Raw genomic sequence first — 20,787 nt, forward strand, 5'->3', positions numbered from 1 at the left:
TGCCAGTAGGCCACGCACGGTGGTCACGGAGGGTGCGGGAGGGGCACTATGGCCGGGATAACCTTCGGCGAGGAGGGCTCGGTACCGGGCACGAGCCAGGCCGCCGGCGATGCGGGCCAAAACCTTCTCAAGGGCATACTGAGCGCGCCGATGGACGCCGACGCGGCCAAGCGAATCTCGACCGGTGGGGCCGATCTGAAGAAGATGGCCGAGAACGGCAGCTTCGCGATCAACGAAGCCGGACTCCAGGCCTACCTCAAAGCCTGCGACAAGTTCCTTGGCGGATTTGATTACTGGAGAGGACAGCTCCAGCGCCTTACCCAGCCGGCCAAGATGGGCGGCAGCGACTACGCGAAGAAGGTCGCGAACTTCAACGCGAAGGTCGCGGGTGGTGATGACCAGGCACTACTGCCGAACCTCCAGCTCATGTACAAGGGCATCGAGGACGCCAGGGCGGCGTTGCTGATCGCGCGGAAGAACTACCGCGAGACCGAGGAAGCCCACAACATCACCTTCGCCAAGCTCAACAAGGAACTCGATCACTAGTGAGCCGACACGTCCTGCCCAGCATCATGTCCCTGGCCATAGCGGTCATCACACTCACCGCGTGTTCCAGCCAGGTCGGCGGCCAAGCCAGCCCTTCGGCATCGTCCCCTGCGGCGACCAGGTCGACTCCCACCACAGCAGATCCGAGTAACCCGTTCGCCGGCATGAATCCGTGCACGATGCTGGACCAGTTGCTGTCCGGGCAGGGGTTTCCCCCAGCCGCTCCGTCGCTGGCGGACAAGAAACACGCGTGCGACACGACCAGGCCTGTGAACGACCCCAAGGGGAGCGCATCGATCGGTCTCGGACTTTACCCAGGCCAGAAGGTCAACGAGAACATCAATAACCCGGCCAAGGCCAAGCCGGGAACGATCGACGCCAGTGGTCGTCCTGTGGTTCTCCAGCCGGAGCCGCTCAACTCCAGTGGGCAGTGCCAGATCAATCTCCAGGTCGCCACCAATTCACGGATGGACGTTCTGGTGACGTCAGGTTTGGATACCGAACGTGCGTGCAAGATGGCCGGTGACCTTGCGGAAAAGGTCGATCCGTTGTTGCCGAAGGCGTGAGGGGAGCTCCGTCATGAACCAGCCGCACCGGGCACAACACCAGCAGTCGGCGGGTGAGTTCTACGCCGAGACGCAACGGCAGCTGGCGGGGAACGCACGCCACCTGGGGTCCGAGGACTGGGACGAAGCGCGGGACGGGATCGGGCAACAGACCCAGGACATGGCCTCCGTGTATTCGGTCACCCAGGGGCACGCGCTACTGCAGGGCCAGACAACGCGGACTGATTTTCCAACGCCCGAGCAGCACTACCCGGGCATGGCGCACGAAGAGTTGTACCGCATGGCCCACGACAATCTGGACCTTGAACAGATCAACAGGTACAGCGAGGTCACCAACCAGTTCGGTAACTGGCTGGCTGATGTGTCCAACGCGTTCGCCGACGCGGGCAGCGGGGCGCAGACCCAGTGGCAGGGAGAGGCCGCGTCCGGCGCGCACGGGTTCTTCCAATCCACCGCGAGCCATGCCGAGCAGGCGAGCAACGCGGTGCAGCTGACGTCGAACCGGTACTCCCAGCAGTCCTCGGCCGCGCACTACGCCAAGACGAACATGCCGGAGCCGACCGGGTTCAACCAGGACGCCGAGATGAACAAGGCGGTCCAGCAGTTCGTCACCGGTGACCACGCCGCGGCGACCGAGACGATGAGCGGGATCACCGCCAAGCAGCAGCAGGCCGACGAGGCGCACGGCCGGGCGGTGCAGGTCATGCAGAACCTGGACACGACCTATCACGAGACGGCCTCGACCCAGCCGACCTACACTCCGCCGCCGCAGCCGGGCAACGACAGCACGACCGCGAGCAGCGCGCACGCCACCGGGTTCAGCGGCACGGGCACCACGAGCGGTGTCGGCCCGGGGACGGGAACACCTGGTGGAGGCCAGTTCACCGGTTCCTCCACGCCGTACACCGGCGGTGGTGGCAGCAGCTACAGCCCGCCGCCGAGACTCACCACGGGCACGGGCAACCCCAACCTGCCCCCGGTCGGCGGCCCCGGCACCAGGCCGCCGATGACCATGCCCCCCGGCACGCGCCCCGGCGACTTCGGGCTCGCCGGCGCCCCGCCGGTCAATCCCGGCGGCAAGGGCGGGGACATCACGCGGAGCAAGCCGGGGACGGGGTCCGGACGCGCGGGCAGCAACTTCGCGGGCTCCCGGGTGTCCGGCGGTGGCTACAGCCCCGGCAAGGGCGAGCAGGCCGTGGGCAAGGGCAGCGGCGGCAGTGGCTCGGGCAAGCCCGCAGGGGAACGCCTCGAGCGTGGCGCGACGGCCGCGGCCAACGCAGGCAAAGCGGGCAAGGCGGGAGCGCCGGGTGCCGCGGGCGGGCAAGGCGCCGGCAAGAAGAAAGAAGAGGACAAGGAACACAAGAACAAGATGCCGTTGCAGGACGACGAGGTGTTCGAGGTGAAGCCGGATCGCGGGCCCGACGGCGAGAAGATCGTCCCGCCGGTCATCGGCGGCTGACCCTTAGGGGGTTGCGCCGCTGGGGACCTCCTCACAGCGGTCCCTCCGGGCCGCTCGCCTCGATATCGTGGAAGTCATGCGCTTCTACCTGGTCGACGCCTTCACCGACCGTGCCTTCGCGGGTAACCCGGCCGGGGTTGTCCTGCTCGACGCGCCCGCCGATCCCACGTGGATGCAGATGGTGGCCGCGGAGATGAAGCACTCCGAGACGGCGTTCGTCGTCACCACCGGCGACGGACCGAAGTCGCTGCGCTGGTTCACTCCGGCCGCCGAAGTGGATCTCTGCGGCCACGCCACCGTCGCGACGACGCACGTGCTCGGCGGCGAGCAGGTCTACACGACCCGCAGCGGCGAGCTGCGCTGCCGGGCCGAGGACGGCTGGGTGACGCTGAACTTCCCCGCCGACCCGCCGCAGCCCACCGAGGACGACCTGAGCGCGATCCTGCCCGGTGTCGAGATCGAGGAAACCGGGCGCGGGGTCGACAACCTGTTCGCGGTGGTCAAGGACGCCGACGTCGTCCGCCGCCTCACGCCGGACCTCGCCGCGTTGAAGGCGACCTGGAACGGCAGGCTGCTCGTCACCGCACCGGGCGACGCCGAGGGCGTCGACTTCGTCAGCCGGTTCTTCGGGCCCGGCGTCGGCGTCGACGAGGACCCGGTCACCGGCTCGGCGCACTGCATGCTGGCGCCGTACTGGTCGGGGCGGCACGGCCGCGCCGAGTTGACCGGGCACCAGGTGTCCGAACGCGGCGGGATCGTGCGGACGAAGCTCGACGGCGACCGCGTCGAGCTGGCCGGTCAGGCCGTCACCATCGTGAGCGGGGAGCTGCACGTCTGATGCGATTCATCCTCAACATCATCTGGGTCGTTTTCTGCGGCTTCTGGATGGCGCTCGGTTACCTCGTCGCCGGGATCATCTGCTGCGTCCTGATCATCACGATCCCGTTCGGGCTCGCGTCGTTCCGGATCGCGCACTACGCGCTGTGGCCGTTCGGCCGGACCGTCGTCGACCGCCGCGACGCCGGTGCCGCGTCGTGCCTCGGCAATGTCATCTGGTTCGTGTTCGCCGGGCTGTGGCTGGCCATCGGGCACGTCCTCACCGGGATCGCGCTGTGCGTCACGATCATCGGCATCCCGCTCGGCATCGCGAACTTCAAGATGATCCCGGTGTCGCTGACCCCGCTGGGCAAGGAGATCGTCGACCTGCCCTAGTCCTCCGGCTCGAACGGCAGCTCGACGACCAGGCACGGACCGCCGACGAACAACCCGCCGTCGACGCCGAGCGCCTTGCCGCCCGCGTAGAGGTACGGCCCGTCGATCTGCGCCGGGTGGATCCCCAGCTGGTCGGCGATCACGCTGTGGCCGTGCACGACCCGCTCCCCGCCGAGCAGGTCGAGCAGGCGCTGGGCGGCCTCCTCGCCGTCCGGGCCGCGGAAGGCGTAGCGCGTGGTCATCCGCCGCCACACGTCCCACCAGGCCTCCAGATCACGGCCTTCGAGGATCTCGCGGACACCGGCGTTGATGCCCTCGATGTCCTCGCCCCATTCGAGGTATTCGAGCGTGTCCGAATGCAGCAGCAGGTGCTCGTCGGCGAGTGCCCCCAGCGGACGGCTGGTCAGCCACGCGATGTGCTCGCCGGTGAGCCTGTCCTGGTCGTCGGCCAGCCCGCCGTTGATCTCCCAGCTGCGCGCGAAGCTGCGTGGCCCGAAATCCGACGGCACCGGCTCGTCGCCGAAGTGGTACATCCCCAGCAGCAGGATCTCGTGGTTGCCCAGCAGCGTCTGGACCAGGCCACCCGCCTCGGCGGCCTCGGTTTCCAGCCGCATCACCAGGTCGATCGCGCCGACGCCGTCGGGCCCGCGATCGACGAAGTCGCCGAGGAACCACAGGTGGTCCTCCCCTCCCGCCCAGTTCTCGTCGTCGTCGAGGAGCCCTTCGGCTCTGAGGGCATCGGCCAGCGCGTCACGGTGGCCGTGCACGTCGCCCACCACATACGTGGACCGGTCCTTGCTCATCTCCCGACGATAAGCCCTGCTCCCGGCAGCCGACGATCAGCCTTCGCCGAACGGGTCACGGGTCCGCCCGATCAGGTCGGCCACCGAGTCGAGCACCAGGGTGGGCCGATACGGATAGCGTTCGGCCGACTCCCGGGTGGAGATGCCGGTGAGCACGAGGATGGTCTGCAGGCCGGCCTCGATCCCGGAGTGCACGTCGGTGTCCATCCGGTCGCCGATCATCAGCGTCGACTCCGAATGCGCGCCGAGCCTGCGCAGGGCACTGCGCATCATCAGCGGGTTCGGCTTGCCGACGTAGTACGGCGAGCGCCCGGTGGCCCTCTCGATCAACGCGGCGACCGATCCGGTGGCAGGCATCGAACCCTCCAGGCTCGGCCCGGTGGCGTCCGGGTTGGTGGCGATGAACCGCGCCCCGCCCTCGATCAGCCGGATCGCGCGGGTGATCGCGCTGAAGCTGTACGTCCTGGTCTCGCCGAGCACGACGTAGTCCGGGTCGCGCTCGGTCAGCACGTAGCCGACTTCGTGCAGCGCCGTGGTCAGCCCGGCCTCGCCGATCACGAACGCCGACCCGTTCGGCCGCTGTGCGGAGAGGAACTTCGCGGTGGCCAGCGCGGAGGTCCAGATGGCCTCCTCCGGGATGTCCAGACCAGTGCGCAGCAGCCGGGCCCGCAGGTCACGCGGGGTGTAGATCGAGTTGTTGGTCAGCACCAGGAAGTCGATCCCGTTCGACCGGAGCTCCGCGAGGAACTCGTCGGCGCCGGGAACGAGGTGTTCCTCCCTGACCAGGACGCCGTCCATGTCGCTCAGGTAAGTCCACTGCCGATCGTTCATGTCCCGGATCCTACGGGCAAACCCGGGAGCTCTCCTGGCACTCCGCCCACGACACGTGTGCGCCGTACCGCCGAACTGGCTACAGTGGAAATAGCCGCCGATTGCGAGGGGAGTCGCAGGGTCGGCGCGCACAACGGGGATTTGGGGGAATACGAAAAGTCACGAACACAGTTTTCGTGCGAGCGGGGGAATCACATGTCTCTCAGCGCAATTCACCCTGCCCTTGGCATTGCCACACACAGGAGGGCAGGGACGATTCATGACGGAAACAATCGACCGCCGGACACAAACCACGGAATTGGCGGGGCCGAACTGGGGACTGACCAAGTTCCTTGATCCACTGCGGATTCCGCCGGTGATCCGGCCGCATTCGTGGTGGCACCACGAAATGATCACCATTCCGATGGTCACCAAGACGCAGCGGCTGCATTCACAGCTGCCGCCGTCGAAGCTGTGGACCTATGCGGGGGAATTCCCGGGTCCGACAATCGAAGTGCGCAGCGGCAAGCGACTGCGGATTTCGTGGAACAACGACATCGAGGGAAAGATTCCGCTCGTCGCGGCGCAGGGCCCGGCGGGCACCAATCCGTCGAGCAGGCCGGGCAGCGAACTCGACCTCAAGGACTACAAGATCATCGAAGGGGTCGCCGACCTGCCCGCGTGGACCGTGGTGCACCTGCACGGCGCCCGCACCAACGCCGGCAACGACGGCTGGGCACACAACGCCAACCTCGCCGGCACCTCGCAGCTGACCGAGCACGACAACGTCCAGCAGGCGATGCCACTGTGGTACCACGACCACGCGATGGCCATCACCCGCTTCAACGTCCACACCGGACTCGCGGGGATGTACCTGGTCAGGGACGACGAGGAGGACGCGCTCGACCTGCCGGGCGGCGATCACGAGATCCCGCTGATCATCGCCGACCGCAACCTCGACCGCGACCCGGCGACGGGCGCGCTCACCGGCCAGCTGCTGTACAAGGTGGCGGACGTGGGCGGCGGGATCCTGCTCCCGTTCACCGGCCCGTTCACACTGGTCAACGGCGTGGTCTGGCCGCATCTGGACGTGGACGCCCGGTGGTACCGGTTCCGGCTGCTGAACGCGTCGAACGCGCGGTTCTACGTGCTGAACCTGGTGGACGAGAACGGGGTGCCGCAGAACGACGCGGTCCGCCTGATCGGGACCGACGGCGGGCTGCTGCCCGCCCCTGCGCCACTACCGGCCAAGACCGCCGAGTATCCCGGCGGCCTCAGCACCGCCCCGGCCGAGCGGTTCGATCTGCTGATCGACTTCAGCAGGTTCAAAGGGCGGAAGCTCCGGCTGACCAACCTCGACCCGAACCTGGGCACCGTCGAACCGGATCTGATGGAGTTCCGGGTGGAGAACCGGAACCGGCACGATGCGTTCAAGCTGCCGGAAAAGGTGTCGAAGTCCTATGTCCGGCTGAAGCACGGCGACACGCTGCCCGAAAAGCACGACCACGTGTGGATCGCGCTGCTGCTGAACAAGGACGGGCACCCGGAAATGTGGGATCTGGAGGAGCTGCACACGCCGGACCCCGGCGGGGACGGGATCATCCAGCTCCAGGACCCGACGGCGAATCCGCCGAAACTGCGGACGTTCCGCCGGATCGGGAAGCTGTTCGACGACACCACGGGCATCTTCCTCGAGTACAACGGCTGGGCGGTGTGGAACATCCTGCACCTGGGTGGCCCACAGCATCCGATCCACATTCACCTGACGGAGTTCCAGGCACTGTTCCGGAAGCACTTCACCACGACGTTCTCCTCGCGCGACGAGCGGACGACACGCCCGATCGGCAGCGTGAACCCGCAGACCGGGAAGCCCGACCCGATCGACGATCTCCCGCTGGAGAAGTACGAGGAAGGCTGGAAGGACACCTTCATCGTCAAGCCGGGGCAATGGGTGAGCGTCGCGGGCAACTTCGGCGGCGGTACCGGGGAGTTCATGTACCACTGCCACATCCTCGACCACGAGGACGAGGGCATGATGCGGCCGTTCGTGGTGCACCCGAAGGAGGTGGCGAAGTTCCACCACCACGGCGGTGGCCACCACCACGGCTGAGGGGTCGGTCCGTGGGGCCTCCCGTAGTTCAAGGAGGCCCCACGGTCCGCGGCGTCAGCTCCCGGCGGCCGGGTGGACGGCGACCGTGGCGGCCTTGACGGACAACGTGACCGGGGATCCCGGTTCGAGCGCGAGGTCGGCGACGGCGGCCGGGGTGAGATCGGCGGTCAGGCCGTGCGCCCAGCCGTCGCCGCGGACCCGCAGCCGCACCACCGGCCCGTGCGGCTCCAGCGCGGCGACGACCGCGTCGACGGTGTTGCGCGGGCTGCCGTGGTGCTCGCCGTCGTGCGGATAGACCGCGACGGCGCTGGGCGCGAACACCGCGACCGCGGCTTCGCCGTCGACCGCGTCGTCGGCCGGAATACCGCTCACCACCTGACCTTCCGGGGTCCGCAGCCCGTCCGCGACCGCGGTCCCGGCGACCAGGTTGAGCCCGGCGATCCGCGCGGTGAACGCCGAGCGCGGCGCCGCCAGCACCTCGCGGGTCGGCCCGCGTTCGACGATCCGGCCGCCCGCGAGCACGGCGACGTGGTCGGCCAGCGCGAGCGCGTCCAGCGGATCGTGGGTCACGAGCACCGTCGTCGGGCCGGTCCGCAGCACCCGGCGCAGCAGCCCGCGGATGGCGGGTGCCGAATCGACGTCGAGCGCGGCGAACGGCTCGTCGAGCAGCAGCAGATCCGGCTCGGCGGCCAGTGCCCGCGCGATCGCGACGCGCTGGGCCTGCCCGCCGGAAAGCTGTGCGGGCTTCCGGTCCGCGAGTTCCGCGGCGTCCACTTCGGACAGCCACCCCTCGGCGATCTCGCGGGAGCGCTGCTTTCCCACACCCGCCGAACGCGGCGCGAAGGCGACATTGTCCAAAGAGGACAGATGAGGGAACAGCAACGCGTCCTGCGCGAGCAGGCCGATCTTCCGCCGGTGGGGCGCCAGGCGCACGCGGTCGTCGGCGAGCACCCGCCCGGCGAGCGTGATCCTGGCCTGCCGAGGAGCGATCAGCCCGGCAAGGCTGCCGAGCACGGTCGACTTGCCCGAGCCGTTCGGGCCGAGCAGGGCGAGTACGTGCCCCTCGGGCACGGTGAAGTCCACGGCCAGCTCGAACTCGCCCCTCGTGAGTTCGAGCCCGGCCTCGAGCGTCATGCGGTCGACTCGCTTCGCGAGACAGCGTCCAATCCTTTTCGGCGCATGACATCCATGATTCGCTCGCAAGCATCGCTCATGGCGGTCGACTCGCTTCGCGAGACAGTGTCCAATCCTTTGTCGCGCATGAGCATGATGCCCATGATTCGCTCGCAAGCATCGCTCATGACCGCACCCCTTCCAGCGCACGCGGCCGGGCGAGGGCGATGACGACGATCGCGACCACGATCAGCAGCAGGGCGAGCGCGACGGCGCTGTCGACGTCGACCTCGGCCTGCTGGTAGACCTCCAGCGGCAGCGTGCGCGTGACGTCCTCCAGACTGCCCGCGAAGGTGATGGTGGCGCCGAACTCGCCCAGCGCCCTGGCGAAACTGAGCACGACGCCGGAGCCGAGCGCGGGCAGCAGCAGCGGCAGGGTGACCCGGCGGAACACCGTCCACGGCCGGGCCCCGAGCGTCGCGGCGATCCGTTCGTAACGGTCACCGGCGCCCCGCAGCGCACCCTCCAGGCTGACCACCAGGAACGGCATCGCCACGAACGTCTGCGCGATGACGACCGCGGCGGTGGTGAACGGCACCTGCGCACCGGTCGCCCAGCCGATCAGCTCGCCGAGAAAGCCCTTTCTGCCCAGCAGGTACAGCAGGGCCAGCCCGCCGACCACCGGCGGGAGCACCAGCGGCAGCAGCACGACCGAGCGCAGGAACCGGATCCCCGGCACCCGCGAGCGCGCCAGCACCACGGCCAGCGGGACGCCGAGCAGTACACAGGCCACTGTGGACAGTGCGGCGGTGACCAGCGACAGCCGCAGCGCGTTGAGCGACGAGGGCTGGACCAGCAGCGACGGCAGCCGGGTCAGATCGGACCGCGTCAGCAGCCCCACCACCGGCAACACCACCAGCGCCAGCGCCAGCACCGCCGGCACCCACAGCACCCCGGGGACGCGCACTTCGGTCACGGCGTGCCAAACCCGACCTTGCCCAGCTCGGCCTTCCCCTCCGGCCCGCGCACGAACTCGGTGAACTCCTTGGCCAGCGCGGCCTGCGGCGCGTCCTTCACGACGCCGATCGGGTAGTTGTTGATCGCCCCCGCGGCCTCGGGGAAGTCGACCTTGTCCACCTTCCCCGCCGCCGACGTCGCGTCGGTGACGTAGACGAGCCCGGCGTCGGCGTCGCCCGACGACACCTTCGCCAGCACCTGCTTGACGTCCTGCTCCTCGCTCGCGGGCTTGAGCGTGACGCCGGTGCTCTGCTCGATCTTCTTCGTCGCCGCGCCACACGGCACCTGCGGTGCGCACACGACGACGGTCGTGCCGCCCTTGGCGAGATCGGCGAACGCCTTGATCCCCTTCGGATCGCCCTTGCCAACGGCGATGGTCAGCTTGTTCGTGGCGAACACCGCCGGCGAGCCGTCGATCACCTGCGCCTTGGCGGCCTTGTCCATATTGGCCTGGTCGGCGGAGGCGAAGACGTCGGCCTTCGCGCCGTTGGTGAGCTTCTGGACCAGAGCGGACGAACCCTCGAAGTCGAACTTCACGGTGACGCCGGGGTGCTTGGCCTCGAACTGCTTGCCGAGCGCGCCGAAGGACTCGGTCAGCGAGGCCGCCGCGAACACCGTGAGCGTGCCGCCCGGCGACGGCGCCGGGGCCTGGCCGCCGGGGTTCGAGCTGGCCTTGTCGGAGCTGCTGCACGCGGTGGCGGCCAGCGCGACGGCGGCGGCGACCGCGGCGACGGTGGGGGCGCCGGAGAGCTTCATCGGGTTCCTTCCGGGGTTTCCACCACGACGGTGGTGGCCTTGACGACGGCGACCGCGAGCACGCCCGGGCGCAGGCCCAGCTCGCGGACGGCTTCGGTACTCATCAGCGACACCACGCGATGCGCGCCGCACTGCAGTTCCACCTGGGACATCACCTTGTCGACGATGACCTCGGTGACCAGCCCGACGAAGCGGTTGCGCGCCGACCGCCCGACCTCGGAGGGATCGTCGGGCCCGGACGCCTGTGCGCGGGCGAAGGCAGCGAGCTGGGCGCCGTCGACGACCTTCCGCCCGACGGCGTCGTCGGTGGCGGTCAGCTGACCGGCCCGTACCCAGCGGCGGACGGTGTCGTCGCTGACGCCGAGGAGTTTGGCTGCCTCGGACAGCCGGAATTGCGGCATGGCAGCGACATTAACGCCGCACCTGCGGAATAGCCATGGCGGGTGGGGAATTACGCGGGGCGGGAATTGTCCAGGATGTCGGCGCGTACCTCGTCGAGCATCGCGTTCTGAAAGCGTTCCACCACTTTCCGTTCCTCGGGTGAGAACCCTGCCAGGATCCGCTCCAGCGCGTCCGCGGCCGACTCGAACAGCGGGGCGAACTTGGCCATGGCGTTCGGCACCACCTCGACGAGGACCTTGCGGCGGTCCTCCGGGTCGCGCACGCGCCGGACCAGCCCGGCCTTCTCCAGCCGGTCGATGACGCCGGTGACCGCGCCGGTGGAAAGCCCGGTGAGCTCGGCGATCCGGCCCGCGGTCAGCGGGCCTGGAGCCTGGCTGACCAGGTCGAGCGCCTTGTGATCACTGGAGGCCAGCCCCATCTGTTCGGCGATCCTGGCGTGCCGGATGACGGCAAGGGTGCTGCCCTCCCGGCCCAGCTGCGCGAACCTGGCGAGTTCGCCGGCGGTGACGGGATACGTCTTTCCTGTGGTGCTCGACATCACGCAACCCTTTCACCGTGTGCCGCGGGTCGTTCGGCTACTGAGCGGCTCACTTCATGAAAGAGTCTAACGAGTCGGACTCGACACACTCCGGGGTTAGGCTGGAGCCAATGACAGCAGTGGATCTCGGGTTTCCTCGCGTCCCCGGTACACGAGGTGCGTCCGGCGCGCCCACGAAACCCCGTCCCGACACGCCGGAACTCATCGACACGTTCGGCCGCGTCGCCACCGATCTCCGGGTGTCGCTGACCGACCGGTGCAATCTGCGCTGCACCTACTGCATGCCCGCCGAGGGGCTCGACTGGATGCCCGGCGAGCAGGTGCTGACCGACGACGAGCTGCTGCGGCTGCTCCGGGTCGCGGTCGAGCGGCTCGGCGTCACCGACATCCGGCTCACCGGCGGGGAACCGCTGCTGCGACCCGGCCTGGAGGACCTCGTCGCGCGGATCAGCGCCCTCGAGCCGCGGCCCCGATTGTCCATGACCACCAACGGGATCGGCCTCGCGAAGCGGGCCGCCGCGCTCGCCGCGTCCGGTTTGGACCGGATCAACGTCTCGCTCGACAGCGTCGCCCCCGAGACGTTCGTCCGGATCACCCGGCGCGACCGGCTTTCCCATGTACTGGACGGTCTCGCCGCCGCCCGCGACGCCGGGATGACACCGGTCAAGATCAACGCGGTGCTGATGCGCGGGCTCAACGAGCACGAAGCCGTGCCACTGCTGCGGTTCAGCCTCGCCGAGGGCTATCACCTCCGGTTCATCGAGCAGATGCCGCTGGACGCCCAGCACGGCTGGAACCGGGGCGACATGATCACCGCCGAGGAGATCCTCGGCATGCTCCGCGCGGAGTTCGAGCTTTCGCCGTTCCCCGCCGCGCGCGGCGGCGCCCCCGCCGAACGCTGGCTGGTCGACGGCGGCCCCGGCGACGTCGGCGTGATCGCGTCGGTCACGCGGCCGTTCTGCTCGGCCTGCGAGCGCACCCGGCTGACCGCGGACGGCCAGGTCCGGTCCTGCCTGTTCAGCAACGACGAGACCGACCTACGCGCGCTCGTGCGCGCGGGCGCGCGCGACGAAGAGGTGGCCGACGCCTGGCGGCGCACGATGTGGGGCAAGCTCGCCGGGCACGAAATCAACGAGGCCGGGTTCGCGCAGCCGATCCGGCCGATGAGCGCGATCGGCGGTTGAGATGACTGAGACGACCGTGTCGGTGCTCGTGCGCTACTTCGCCTCGGCGAGGGCCGCGGCGGGCGTGGAAGAGGAGAAGGTGCGGCTGCCCGGTGGCGCCACCGTGGCCGACGCCGTCCGGCAGGTGCGCGAACTGCACCCCGGCGCGCTCGACCGCGTCCTCGACGCGGCGAGCCTCCTGCTGAACGAGGTCGCCGTCCGGGACACGAGCCGCACCCTGTGTGACAGTGACCAGCTGGATGTACTCCCCCCGTTCGCGGGTGGCTGACACGCTTGTCATTCAGTGGACTGGCATAGCGGCCCCAAGATCGATAAGGTGCGCGGCTATTTCGTTCGCCACGCGCACGAATGGTCCAATCGCTCCGCGAAACACGTGATGCAGACCTCACGATCTGTGTTTTATCTCGACTAGGAAACGGGCAGATAACGGTGGCTTGAACAGGGAAAACAGCCGAATCGCAGTGGGTTCCGTGCTGTTACTGTGACGTAGGTCACACCCCGAATAATTTCCGATCACGGCTCTCGTTACGTACCGTCGCTTTTCGGTTGGCCCCGACCGACCACGCAAGACCGGGAATCCGTAGCGCCTAGCCCTGTCCGACGGATCCCCGGACCCATACCCCGAGCGAAAGCATTCCGGACAGGGACGAGGGGACCGAGACGACGCGTCGTGCGGAGTCGAGGTCAGCCGGCCGGCAACGGACGGACAGGCCGAACCCAGGCCTGACCCTCAGCTCAGTCTCGTAGGCGCAGGAAACGAGAAGTACTCAAATGTCTTACCGAGGCAAGCACCGCAAGATGTCCGCCGCTACCCGCCACATCGCCCGCGTCGCTGTCGCGGGCATCGCGGTCGGCGCCCCCATCGCGATCGCCGCGACCCCCGCGTCGGCGACCAACTGGGACGCCATCGCGCAGTGCGAGAGCGGCGGCAACTGGAGCACCAACACCGGTAACGGCTTCTCCGGCGGTCTGCAGTTCACCCCGAGCACCTGGAAGGCCTACGGCGGCACCGGCAGCCCGCAGAACGCTTCGCGTGAGCAGCAGATCGCCGTGGCCGAGCGCGTCCTGCAGGGCCAGGGCATCGGCGCCTGGCCGGTCTGTGGCGCCAAGGGTGCCGGCGGCACGACCGCCAAGTCCGTGACCCCCAAGCAGAGCACCCCGCAGAAGGCCACCCCGAAGAAGAGCACCCCGGCGCCGGTCCAGTCCGCTGCCCCGGTGACCCAGGTGGCCAGCTCGAACCCGGCCGGTGACTACACCGTCGCCGCGGGCGACACGCTCTCCAAGATCGCCCAGCAGTTCAACGTCCAGGGCGGCTACCAGAAGCTGCAGGAGCTGAACAAGCAGTACGTGCCGAACCCCGACTTCATCGTGGTCGGCCAGAAGCTCGCCACCAAGTGACCCGAGCCTGCTTGAAGGCTTGAGTCCGGCGGCTTCGCCGTACTTGCCCAGGACCCCACCGCGAATTCCCCCGGCGGTGGGGTCCTGGCTTTTCCCCGCGAGGTGCCCGCGGCCTTCTTCCGGCCGTGGGCACCTTCGCGTCTCCACCTCCGGGTCCCGCGACGCCCCAAGCGCCCCAATGAGGTTTCTCAGTAGTGGTCGGTTGCGTTCGATACGGGCGACAGCGGTTGCGGGCTTTCGCCCTGGTCAGCAGTGTCGCGAATGGGACATTGGGGACGTTCAACGCCGTCAATGTCCATTCACGACACTCCAGTGCCGGGCCTCATGCCCCGAACGCGTCGTTCAGGACGTTCACCGCCCCCAACGGAGCTTTCGAGACACCGACACCTCCGCAAGCCCGCCCCACCAGCCACCGACACCACCCGACCACCTCGGGAAAACACCCCCAGCGAAGCCACACTCCCGCCCCTTACCGAGAAAACCCCAATGTGGCGTTCGGTGCGTCCAACGCACCGAAAGTGGCATTGGGGCGCACGGCACCGGGCGGGAATCGAAGCGCGTCAATGTGACAAAAGGTGCTGCTGTGGCTCATATGACCAATGAGGCCACTGTGACTAGCCGACACTCCACGCGAAACGGGAGCAAAGGTCCCTTGCTCCCCCGGCACCCTCAGGAACGGCACATAGCCGTTAAGGCCCCCTTACGGGCGTCGGACGCCCGTAAGGGGGCCTTAACGGCGGACAGAGCCGCTCAGGGCGAGTTGACCCACTCGTCGGTGCCGTCGGTGAAGTGCTGGTGCTTCCAGATCGGCAACCGGGCCTTGAGCTCGTCCACCAGCGCCGAGCACGCCGCGAACGCCTGCCCCCGGTGTTCGGCCGCCACCGCGCACGCCAGGGCGACGTCGCCGATCGTCAGTGGCCCGACCCGGTGGCTCACCGCCACCGCGCGCACCCCCGTCCAGCCCGCCGCGAGTTCAGCGACGACCGAGGCGAGGACGTCCGAGGCGCTCGGGTGGCCCTCGTAGACCAGATCCCGCACCGAACGGCCGCCGTCGTGGTCCCGGACGACCCCGCCGAAGGTCACCACGGCTCCCGCGGCGTCGTCCTCGACGAGCTGGGCGTGTTCCTCGACGGAAAGCGGCGTCTCGGTCACGATCGCCCGCGCCACCCGGACGGCGACGGTACCCGTCGGCGCCGCACGCGGGTGGTCACCACCTGCCAGCTGGTCGACGGCGTGGTCCAGGACGCCTTCGAGCACGCCGAGACCGTCCTTCACGCCGCCGCTGGACCCCGGCAGGTTCACCACCAGCGTCCGCCCCGCGACCCCGGCGACGCCGCGCGACAGCACCGCGGTCGGCACCTTCGGCAGGCCGGCGGCTCTGATCGCGTCCGCGACGCCCGGCAGCTCGTAGTCCAGGACACCGCGAGTGACGTCCGGGGTGCGGTCGGTCGGCGAGATCCCGGTGCCGCCCGTCGAGATGACGACCGCGACGCCGTCCGCCACGGCGGCCCGCAGCGCGACCCCGACGGGCTCGCCGTCCTCGACCACGACCGGCGCCGGGACGTCGTAGCCGCGGTCGGCGAGCCATCGGGCGATGACGGGGCCCGTCTTGTCCTCGTAGATCCCCTTCGCGGCGCGGTTCGAGGCCACGATGACGCGAGCAGTGCGAGAAGACGTCATGGCCGCTCCCAGGTCCCGGTCTTGCCGCCGTCCTTGCGCAGCAACCGGACGTCGTCGAGCGTCGCGGCCGGGTCGACGGCCTTGATCATGTCGTGCAGGGTGAGCCCGGCGACGGCGACCGCGGTCAGCGCCTCCATCTCGACGCCGGTGCGGTCGGTGGTCTTCGCGGTCGCGCTGATGTGCACGGCGGCCTCGGCCAGCTCGAATTCCACCTTGACCCCGGACAACGCGATCTGGTGGCACAACGGGATCAGGTCGGGCACCTTCTTGGCCCCCATGATCCCGGCGATCCGCGCGGTCGCCAGCGCGTCGCCCTTGGGCAGGCCGTTCGAGGCCAGCAGGGCCAGCACCTCGGCCGTCGTGCGCACGGTCCCGGCGGCGAGCGCGGTGCGCGCCGTGGCCGTCTTGCCGGAGACGTCGACCATCCGGGCGGCCCCGGTCTCGTCGACATGGCTCAGTTCACTCACCTGCAGGAGGCTAATGCCTTGCACAGGCAGGGCACGTACCGCCAACCCGGACGGCTCTCGATCAGACAGTCAATATCTGATAATCTGATTCCTGTGCGAGAACTCACCGCTTCCGAAGCGTCCCGGTCGTTCTCCTCCGTACTCGACGACGCGGAGAACGGCGAAACAATCGTGGTCACGCGCAATGGGCGCCGAGTGGCGCTCATCGTCCCCGCGCCGCGCACGAACGGCGCCGCGGTATGCGCGGTGTTCCACCGTTGGGGTGGCAAGCTGAGCGCGGACGAAACCTTCGCGGACAACGTTGCCAAGGTTCGCGAAACGGCGTCCGCCGAGGGGGACAGCGACCCGTGGCACGATTGATTCTCGACACGGGCGTGCTCATCGAGGCGGCCCGGCAACGACTGCCGTCCGATGCCATCGGTAGTGACGATGATGTCGCCGTACCCGCTGTGGCGATCGCGGAGTACCGCGTCGGCCTGCTGCTCGACCCGAATCCGGCCCGCCGCGCGGCACACACGGCCTACCTGGACGAGATCCTGGCTGTCACACCGACCGTCGAGTACACCATCGAGATCGTCGATCACCACGCCGAACTCATAGCGCACCTCCAACGCACCGGACAAAGCCGAGGAGCCCACGATCTGATGATCGCCGCAACGGCTCGCGCGACCGGCAGGGTGCTCGTGACCACTGACGCCCACGCACGTTTCGACGAACTCCCCGATGTCGAGGTGCGGCTGCTCGAACGCAGCCGGTGAATCCCGGGCCCGCGAAAGCCCGGGATTCACCGGCTGGGCACAACCTCAGGAGACCGGCAGTGCCCGCCGCTCGTCCAGCGCCTGCTCACGCTGACGCTGCTGCTCGGGCGACAGCCCGCTGAACGCGTTCCCGGTGTCGGCACCGCAGGCGGTGTCGTGCGCCGGACGCTGCCCGTCCACCAGGAACCGGTTCACGGCGTTGTTGCCACAGGCGTTCGGCGCGAACACGTACACGCCGTGGCCGCCCTGGTCCACCGTCACCATCCGGGCCCGGTCACCCAGTGCCCGGCGGGTTTCCCGCGCACCGACGAGCGGCGTCGCCGGGTCACGCAGGTTCTGCACGACCAGGATGTTCGACGGACCGCGGTCGCCGATCTTCACCGGCGGTTCGAGCGGCTGCGACGGCCAGAACGCGCACGCCCAGATGTTGGCCGCCGCCGCGCCGAACATCGGGTACCGCTCCCGGTCGACGGCGACGTTGTGCTGATACGTCGCCACCGAGCGCGGCCAGGCGTTGTCGTTGCAGGCCACGTGCAGCTGCGAGGCGAGCAGGTTTTCGATGGCCTCCGGCGGCAACGCCGCCGCCTCGACGGCGGGTGTGACCCCACGGGTCAGTGCCTGCCACTGCTGCGCCAGCTTCGGGAACGAAGTGGTGTCGTACAGCGCGCCGAGCACCCCGGCGCGGAACGCGGAACCGTCGATGGCGCCCACCGGGGTCTTGTCGAGCCGCTCGGCCAGCGCGAAGTAGTTCGCCGTCACCTGCTGCGGCGTCTTGCCGAGCCCGTAGCTGTCGTTGCGCGCCGCCGCCCACTTCGCGAAGTCCGGGAAGCGGTCTTGGAAACCCTGGCCGAACCGGCGCGAGCCGGTCACGTCGAGGCCGCCGGGGCCGACGACGCTGTCGAGCACGATCCGGTCGGTCCGCTGCGGGAACAGCGTCGAAAACACCGAGCCGAGGTACGTGCCGTAGGAAATGCCGTAGTACGAGATCTTCTTCTCGCCCAGCGCGGCCCGGATGGCGTCCATGTCGCGGGCGGTGTTCGCCGTGGTGATGTAGGGCAGGATCGACGCCGTCTTCGAGGTGGCGCACTTCTTCGCGACGCCCTCCACCGCCGTGGCGCGCTTCGCGACGTCGGCCGCGTCACGCGCGTACGGCGGCACGTTGCTCTGCAGCGTCTTCAGGTCGCAGGTCACCGGCGTGCTGTGGCCGACACCCCGCGGATCGAAGCCGATCAGGTCGTAACTGTCGGCGACACTGGCGGGCAGGCCGAGTTGCAGCAGCTGCAACGGCATGTTCAGGCCCGGCCCACCGGGGCCGCCCGGGTTCATCAGCAGGACACCGCGGCGCTGCGCGGGTTTCGTGCTGGCCAGGCGCGACACGGCGACCTGGAGTTTCTTCCCGTCCGGCTTCCGGTAGTCGAGCGGGACGTCGAGCGTGCCGCACTGCAGCTGCGGAGCCGCGACGTCGGCAGGGCACGGGCCCCACTTCACCGCCGGGCTCTCCGCCGCGGCGGCGGTACCGGGTACGACGATCGCGGTCGTGGCGACCGCGGCGGCCAGCAGGCCGAGTCCGCGCGAGACGGACGAACGCATCCCAAACCCCCTGATATCGACGGCATCGTCGGAATCAGGCTAGGGACTTCCCACCGCGGGGGCGTCCGTCTCCGGGCGTATCCGGCGTCCCCCACGGTGGTGAATCCCGCGTCAGGGTTTTCCCTACGCCCGTTCGGCGGCTTCCGCGCGCACGGCCTTCTTGATCGCGTCGGCGACCGCCGGGGCGACGGCGTTGTCGAACACGCTGGGCACGATGAACGACGCGTTGAGCTTGCCGTTGTCCACGACGTCGGCGATCGCGTCGGCCGCGGCCAGCAGCATGGTGTCGTCGATCTTGTGCGCGTGCGCGTCGAGCAGGCCGCGGAACACGCCGGGGAACGCCAGCACGTTGTTGATCTGGTTCGGGAAGTCGCTGCGGCCGGTGGCGACGACGGCTGCGTGCTTCTGCGCCTCCAGCGGGTCGACCTCCGGATCCGGGTTGGCCAGCGCGAACACGACGGCGTCGTCGGCCATGGTGGCCACCTGCTCGGCGCCGAACAGGTTGGGCGCCGAGACGCCGATGAACACGTCGGCCCCGACGAGCGCCTCGTGCAGCGTGCCGGACGCGCGCTGCTTGTTCGTCTCCGCCGCGATCGAGGCCAGGTTGTCGTCGAGGTCGCCGCGGTCGGGGTGCACGATGCCGTTGATGTCGGCGGCGACGATGTCGGCCGGGTTCTTGCGCAGCAGCAGGCGGATGATCGCCGAGCCGGCCGCGCCGACGCCGCTGACCACGATCTTGCAGTCCTCGATGTTCTTGCCGACCACGCGCAGCGCGTTACGCAGCGCGGCGACGACGACGATCGCGGTGCCGTGCTGGTCGTCGTGGAACACCGGGATGTCGAGCTGCTCGCGCAGCCGCGCCTCGATCTCGAAGCAGCGCGGCGCGGCGATGTCCTCGAGGTTGATACCCGCGTATACCGGCGCGATCGCCTTGACGATCTTGATGATCTCCTCGGTGTCCTGGGTGTCCAGGCAGACCGGCCAGGCGTCGACGTCGGCGAACTTCTTGAACAGCGCCGCCTTGCCCTCCATCACCGGCAGCGCCGCGGCGGGGCCGATGTTGCCGAGGCCGAGCACGGCGGATCCGTCGGTGACCACGGCGACGGTGTTGCGCTTGATGGTCAGCCGCCGGGCGTCCTCGGGGTTGTTCGCGATCGCCTGGCACACCCGCGCGACACCGGGGGTGTACGCGCGGGAGAGGTCGTCACGGTTGCGGAGCGCGACCTTGGGCGTGACCTCGATCTTGCCGCCGAGGTGGATGAGGAAGGTCCGGTCGGAGACCTTGCGGACCCGCACGCCCGGCAGCGAGTCCAGGGTCTGCGTGATGTCCTGCGCGTGGTTCTCCGACAGCGCGTTGGCGCTGATGTCGACGACGATCGAGTCGGCGTGCGACTCGACGACGTCGAACGCCGTCAGGACACCGCCGACACGCCCGACGGCGGTGGTCAGATCACCCGCGGCGGTGGACGACGCCGGGGCCTCGACCCGGACAGTGATCGAATACCCGGGACCGGGAACCGGCATGGCACTTACCCCCGCTGGGAAACTCCGAATGGGACGGGTGAAACCCTAGCCCCGTGATCGGCGCCACGCGGCCCCAGCTGGGTGACTGACCAGTAACAACGCTACTTGTTGATCTCCGTCTGCGGGTGCCGGTAGGGCACCTGCTCGAGCGGGAACGTGGTGTCGCCGAACGGCGACAGCGCGCCCTGCCGGTCGGCGGCCAGCTCGGTCACCGGGTGGTCACCGTTCTCCGCAGGCCACGTCGGGTCGATGCCCTTGCTCTTGCTCTGCTGACCCTTCGCCACAACGCCCTCCAAGAACTTGCTCAACCGGTCCTCAGGTACACAGTCTGCCTGAGCACGGCTCGGGGACCGGCACCAGCCCGGTATCCTGGTCGTCTATGCCCGCGACCTCTTTGGCGGACTGGCTGCGTGCGGAGTCCGACGACGCACTGACCGCGCTGCTCCGCTCGCGGCGTGATCTGTCGACCCCGCCCCCGTCCGACACCACCGTGCTCGCCACGCGCGCGGGCACCCCGGGCTCGATCGCGCGGGCCTGCGAGGACCTCGACACGTTCACCCTCGCCGTGCTGGACGCGCTCCTGCTCGCGGGTGCCGACGCCGGGCCGGTACCGCTGGCCGCCATCGCCGACCTCATCGGAGCCGACGTCGCCGAAGCCCTCGCGCGGCTGCGTGCCCGCGCGCTCGTGTGGGGACCCGACGACGCGTTGCGCGTACCGCCGTCGATGCGGGACGCGCTCGGGCCCTTCCCCGCCGGTCTCGGCGCTTCGTCGCCCGCGCTGGCGGGAGCCGACGTCGAGACGTTGCTCGCGGACGTCGGCGCGGACGAGCGAGCGCTACTGACGACGTTGTCGG

23 protein-coding genes and 1 pseudogene are annotated in these 20,787 nt (G+C 69.2%); 12 read left to right on the top strand and 12 right to left on the bottom strand.

All coding sequences use genetic code 11. The features are described from left to right. The first annotated feature begins 48 nt into the window (after window positions 1–48). The 5 genes from ACFW0G_RS29495 to ACFW0G_RS29515 all read left to right on the top strand — a co-directional run bounded on the left by ACFW0G_RS29495 (window position 49) and on the right by ACFW0G_RS29515 (window position 3,783). Window positions 49–546 (top strand): hypothetical protein, encoded by a 498-nt coding sequence (locus tag ACFW0G_RS29495; protein WP_378328681.1) that lies wholly within the window; start codon window positions 49–51, stop codon window positions 544–546. Continuing rightward, window positions 546–1,112 (top strand): DUF3558 family protein, encoded by a 567-nt coding sequence (locus ACFW0G_RS29500; RefSeq protein WP_378328682.1) that lies wholly within the window; start codon window positions 546–548, stop codon window positions 1,110–1,112. The genes ACFW0G_RS29495 and ACFW0G_RS29500 overlap by 1 nt, the downstream gene beginning before the upstream one ends. 13 nt (window positions 1,113–1,125) lie before the next feature. Next, a complete protein-coding gene (locus tag ACFW0G_RS29505) occupies window positions 1,126–2,571 on the top strand; it encodes a hypothetical protein (protein ID WP_378328683.1) in 1,446 nt (481 codons plus the stop codon). Window positions 2,572–2,647: 76 nt separating this feature from the next. Continuing rightward, window positions 2,648–3,409, top strand: coding sequence for a PhzF family phenazine biosynthesis protein (locus tag ACFW0G_RS29510; protein WP_378328684.1), 762 nt, complete (start codon window positions 2,648–2,650; stop codon window positions 3,407–3,409). Next, the gene (locus ACFW0G_RS29515) at window positions 3,409–3,783 is read left to right on the top strand and encodes a YccF domain-containing protein (RefSeq protein ID WP_378328685.1); all 375 of its coding nucleotides are present in this window, start codon (window positions 3,409–3,411) and stop codon (window positions 3,781–3,783) included. Before ACFW0G_RS29510 ends, ACFW0G_RS29515 begins: the two co-directional genes overlap by 1 nt. On the opposite strand, the gene ACFW0G_RS29520 is transcribed toward ACFW0G_RS29515, so the two are convergent. Then, the gene (locus ACFW0G_RS29520) at window positions 3,780–4,586 is read right to left on the bottom strand and encodes a metallophosphoesterase family protein (protein WP_378328686.1); all 807 of its coding nucleotides are present in this window, start codon (window positions 4,584–4,586) and stop codon (window positions 3,780–3,782) included. The genes ACFW0G_RS29515 and ACFW0G_RS29520 overlap by 4 nt on opposite strands. Window positions 4,587–4,622: 36 nt before the next feature. Beyond that, on the bottom strand, window positions 4,623–5,417 hold the full coding sequence (locus tag ACFW0G_RS29525) for an HAD-IIA family hydrolase (RefSeq protein WP_378328687.1): 795 nt from the start codon (window positions 5,415–5,417) through the stop codon (window positions 4,623–4,625). A 259-nt stretch (window positions 5,418–5,676) separates the two neighbouring features. On the opposite strand from ACFW0G_RS29525, the gene ACFW0G_RS29530 reads away from it, so the two are divergent. Continuing rightward, a complete protein-coding gene (locus tag ACFW0G_RS29530) occupies window positions 5,677–7,506 on the top strand; it encodes a multicopper oxidase domain-containing protein (RefSeq protein WP_378328688.1) in 1,830 nt (609 codons plus the stop codon). A 54-nt stretch (window positions 7,507–7,560) separates the two neighbouring features. Here ACFW0G_RS29530 and ACFW0G_RS29535 read toward each other — a convergent pair whose 3' ends face one another. From ACFW0G_RS29535 to ACFW0G_RS29555, 5 genes are all read right to left on the bottom strand, one after another. After that, on the bottom strand, window positions 7,561–8,640 hold the full coding sequence (locus ACFW0G_RS29535; RefSeq protein WP_378328689.1) for a sulfate/molybdate ABC transporter ATP-binding protein: 1,080 nt from the start codon (window positions 8,638–8,640) through the stop codon (window positions 7,561–7,563). A 163-nt stretch (window positions 8,641–8,803) separates the two neighbouring features. Continuing rightward, complete coding sequence (locus ACFW0G_RS29540) at window positions 8,804–9,571, bottom strand: ABC transporter permease (RefSeq protein ID WP_378328732.1); 768 nt, start codon at window positions 9,569–9,571, stop codon at window positions 8,804–8,806. 20 nt (window positions 9,572–9,591) lie between these two features. Beyond that, the gene (gene modA / locus ACFW0G_RS29545) at window positions 9,592–10,392 is read right to left on the bottom strand and encodes a molybdate ABC transporter substrate-binding protein (RefSeq protein WP_378328690.1); all 801 of its coding nucleotides are present in this window, start codon (window positions 10,390–10,392) and stop codon (window positions 9,592–9,594) included. Next, complete coding sequence (locus ACFW0G_RS29550; protein ID WP_378328691.1) at window positions 10,389–10,793, bottom strand: molybdopterin-binding protein; 405 nt, start codon at window positions 10,791–10,793, stop codon at window positions 10,389–10,391. The genes modA and ACFW0G_RS29550 overlap by 4 nt, the downstream gene beginning before the upstream one ends. 50 nt (window positions 10,794–10,843) lie before the next feature. Then, window positions 10,844–11,332, bottom strand: a complete 489-nt coding sequence (locus ACFW0G_RS29555) for a MarR family winged helix-turn-helix transcriptional regulator (RefSeq protein WP_378328692.1) — start codon at window positions 11,330–11,332, stop codon at window positions 10,844–10,846. Window positions 11,333–11,442: 110 nt separating this feature from the next. Here ACFW0G_RS29555 and moaA point away from each other — a divergent pair, with 110 nt between their 5' ends. From moaA to ACFW0G_RS29570, 3 genes are all read left to right on the top strand, one after another. After that, window positions 11,443–12,516 (top strand): GTP 3',8-cyclase MoaA, encoded by a 1,074-nt coding sequence (moaA, locus tag ACFW0G_RS29560; RefSeq protein WP_378328693.1) that lies wholly within the window; start codon window positions 11,443–11,445, stop codon window positions 12,514–12,516. A 1-nt stretch (window position 12,517) separates the two neighbouring features. After that, complete coding sequence (locus ACFW0G_RS29565) at window positions 12,518–12,784, top strand: MoaD/ThiS family protein (protein WP_378328694.1); 267 nt, start codon at window positions 12,518–12,520, stop codon at window positions 12,782–12,784. 503 nt (window positions 12,785–13,287) lie between these two features. Next, on the top strand, window positions 13,288–13,914 hold the full coding sequence (locus tag ACFW0G_RS29570) for a transglycosylase family protein (RefSeq protein WP_378328695.1): 627 nt from the start codon (window positions 13,288–13,290) through the stop codon (window positions 13,912–13,914). A gap of 750 nt (window positions 13,915–14,664) precedes the next feature. Here the strand turns inward: ACFW0G_RS29570 and ACFW0G_RS29575 are convergent. Together ACFW0G_RS29575 and moaC are read right to left on the bottom strand one after the other, a co-directional pair. Next, window positions 14,665–15,594, bottom strand: a complete 930-nt coding sequence (locus ACFW0G_RS29575) for a molybdenum cofactor biosynthesis protein MoaE (RefSeq protein ID WP_378328696.1) — start codon at window positions 15,592–15,594, stop codon at window positions 14,665–14,667. Continuing rightward, entirely contained in the window at window positions 15,591–16,061 is a 471-nt protein-coding gene (gene moaC / locus ACFW0G_RS29580) for a cyclic pyranopterin monophosphate synthase MoaC (protein ID WP_378328697.1), read from the bottom strand. The genes ACFW0G_RS29575 and moaC overlap by 4 nt, the downstream gene beginning before the upstream one ends. Window positions 16,062–16,154: 93 nt before the next feature. Here moaC and ACFW0G_RS29585 point away from each other — a divergent pair, with 93 nt between their 5' ends. Further along, window positions 16,155–16,421, top strand: coding sequence for a type II toxin-antitoxin system Phd/YefM family antitoxin (locus ACFW0G_RS29585; RefSeq protein WP_378328698.1), 267 nt, complete (start codon window positions 16,155–16,157; stop codon window positions 16,419–16,421). After that, window positions 16,409–16,819: a PIN domain-containing protein gene (locus ACFW0G_RS29590; RefSeq protein WP_378328699.1), complete on the top strand. Its 411-nt coding sequence runs from the start codon at window positions 16,409–16,411 to the stop codon at window positions 16,817–16,819. Before ACFW0G_RS29585 ends, ACFW0G_RS29590 begins: the two co-directional genes overlap by 13 nt. Window positions 16,820–16,864: 45 nt before the next feature. Here ACFW0G_RS29590 and ACFW0G_RS29595 read toward each other — a convergent pair whose 3' ends face one another. The 3 genes from ACFW0G_RS29595 to ACFW0G_RS29605 all read right to left on the bottom strand — a co-directional run bounded on the left by ACFW0G_RS29595 (window position 16,865) and on the right by ACFW0G_RS29605 (window position 20,217). Continuing rightward, window positions 16,865–18,409: an alpha/beta hydrolase gene (locus ACFW0G_RS29595; protein ID WP_378328700.1), complete on the bottom strand. Its 1,545-nt coding sequence runs from the start codon at window positions 18,407–18,409 to the stop codon at window positions 16,865–16,867. A gap of 123 nt (window positions 18,410–18,532) precedes the next feature. After that, complete coding sequence (locus ACFW0G_RS29600; protein ID WP_378328701.1) at window positions 18,533–19,933, bottom strand: NAD-dependent malic enzyme; 1,401 nt, start codon at window positions 19,931–19,933, stop codon at window positions 18,533–18,535. Window positions 19,934–20,034: 101 nt separating this feature from the next. Beyond that, entirely contained in the window at window positions 20,035–20,217 is a 183-nt protein-coding gene (locus ACFW0G_RS29605) for a hypothetical protein (RefSeq protein ID WP_378328733.1), read from the bottom strand. A gap of 95 nt (window positions 20,218–20,312) precedes the next feature. Here ACFW0G_RS29605 and ACFW0G_RS29610 point away from each other — a divergent pair. Further along, a pseudogene (locus ACFW0G_RS29610) lies at window positions 20,313–20,787 on the top strand (DNA-binding protein); the annotation flags it as partial.

It is taken from the genome of Amycolatopsis sp. NPDC058986, assembly GCF_042741125.1.
GTDB lineage: Bacteria > Actinomycetota > Actinomycetes > Mycobacteriales > Pseudonocardiaceae > Amycolatopsis.

Coding starts and splice junctions, on each gene's coding strand:
- ACFW0G_RS29505 (WP_378328683.1), top strand. CDS start 1,126: ATGAACCAGCCGCACCGGGCACAACACCAGCAGTCGGCGGGTGAGTTC.
- ACFW0G_RS29600 (WP_378328701.1), bottom strand. CDS start 19,933: ATGCCGGTTCCCGGTCCCGGGTATTCGATCACTGTCCGGGTCGAGGCC.
- ACFW0G_RS29555 (WP_378328692.1), bottom strand. CDS start 11,332: ATGTCGAGCACCACAGGAAAGACGTATCCCGTCACCGCCGGCGAACTC.
- ACFW0G_RS29520 (WP_378328686.1), bottom strand. CDS start 4,586: ATGAGCAAGGACCGGTCCACGTATGTGGTGGGCGACGTGCACGGCCAC.
- ACFW0G_RS29575 (WP_378328696.1), bottom strand. CDS start 15,594: ATGACGTCTTCTCGCACTGCTCGCGTCATCGTGGCCTCGAACCGCGCC.
- ACFW0G_RS29495 (WP_378328681.1), top strand. CDS start 49: ATGGCCGGGATAACCTTCGGCGAGGAGGGCTCGGTACCGGGCACGAGC.
- ACFW0G_RS29565 (WP_378328694.1), top strand. CDS start 12,518: ATGACTGAGACGACCGTGTCGGTGCTCGTGCGCTACTTCGCCTCGGCG.
- ACFW0G_RS29525 (WP_378328687.1), bottom strand. CDS start 5,417: ATGAACGATCGGCAGTGGACTTACCTGAGCGACATGGACGGCGTCCTG.
- moaA (WP_378328693.1), top strand. CDS start 11,443: ATGACAGCAGTGGATCTCGGGTTTCCTCGCGTCCCCGGTACACGAGGT.
- ACFW0G_RS29515 (WP_378328685.1), top strand. CDS start 3,409: ATGCGATTCATCCTCAACATCATCTGGGTCGTTTTCTGCGGCTTCTGG.
- ACFW0G_RS29535 (WP_378328689.1), bottom strand. CDS start 8,640: ATGACGCTCGAGGCCGGGCTCGAACTCACGAGGGGCGAGTTCGAGCTG.
- ACFW0G_RS29530 (WP_378328688.1), top strand. CDS start 5,677: ATGACGGAAACAATCGACCGCCGGACACAAACCACGGAATTGGCGGGG.
- modA (WP_378328690.1), bottom strand. CDS start 10,392: ATGAAGCTCTCCGGCGCCCCCACCGTCGCCGCGGTCGCCGCCGCCGTC.
- ACFW0G_RS29570 (WP_378328695.1), top strand. CDS start 13,288: ATGTCTTACCGAGGCAAGCACCGCAAGATGTCCGCCGCTACCCGCCAC.
- ACFW0G_RS29595 (WP_378328700.1), bottom strand. CDS start 18,409: ATGCGTTCGTCCGTCTCGCGCGGACTCGGCCTGCTGGCCGCCGCGGTC.
- ACFW0G_RS29510 (WP_378328684.1), top strand. CDS start 2,648: ATGCGCTTCTACCTGGTCGACGCCTTCACCGACCGTGCCTTCGCGGGT.
- ACFW0G_RS29550 (WP_378328691.1), bottom strand. CDS start 10,793: ATGCCGCAATTCCGGCTGTCCGAGGCAGCCAAACTCCTCGGCGTCAGC.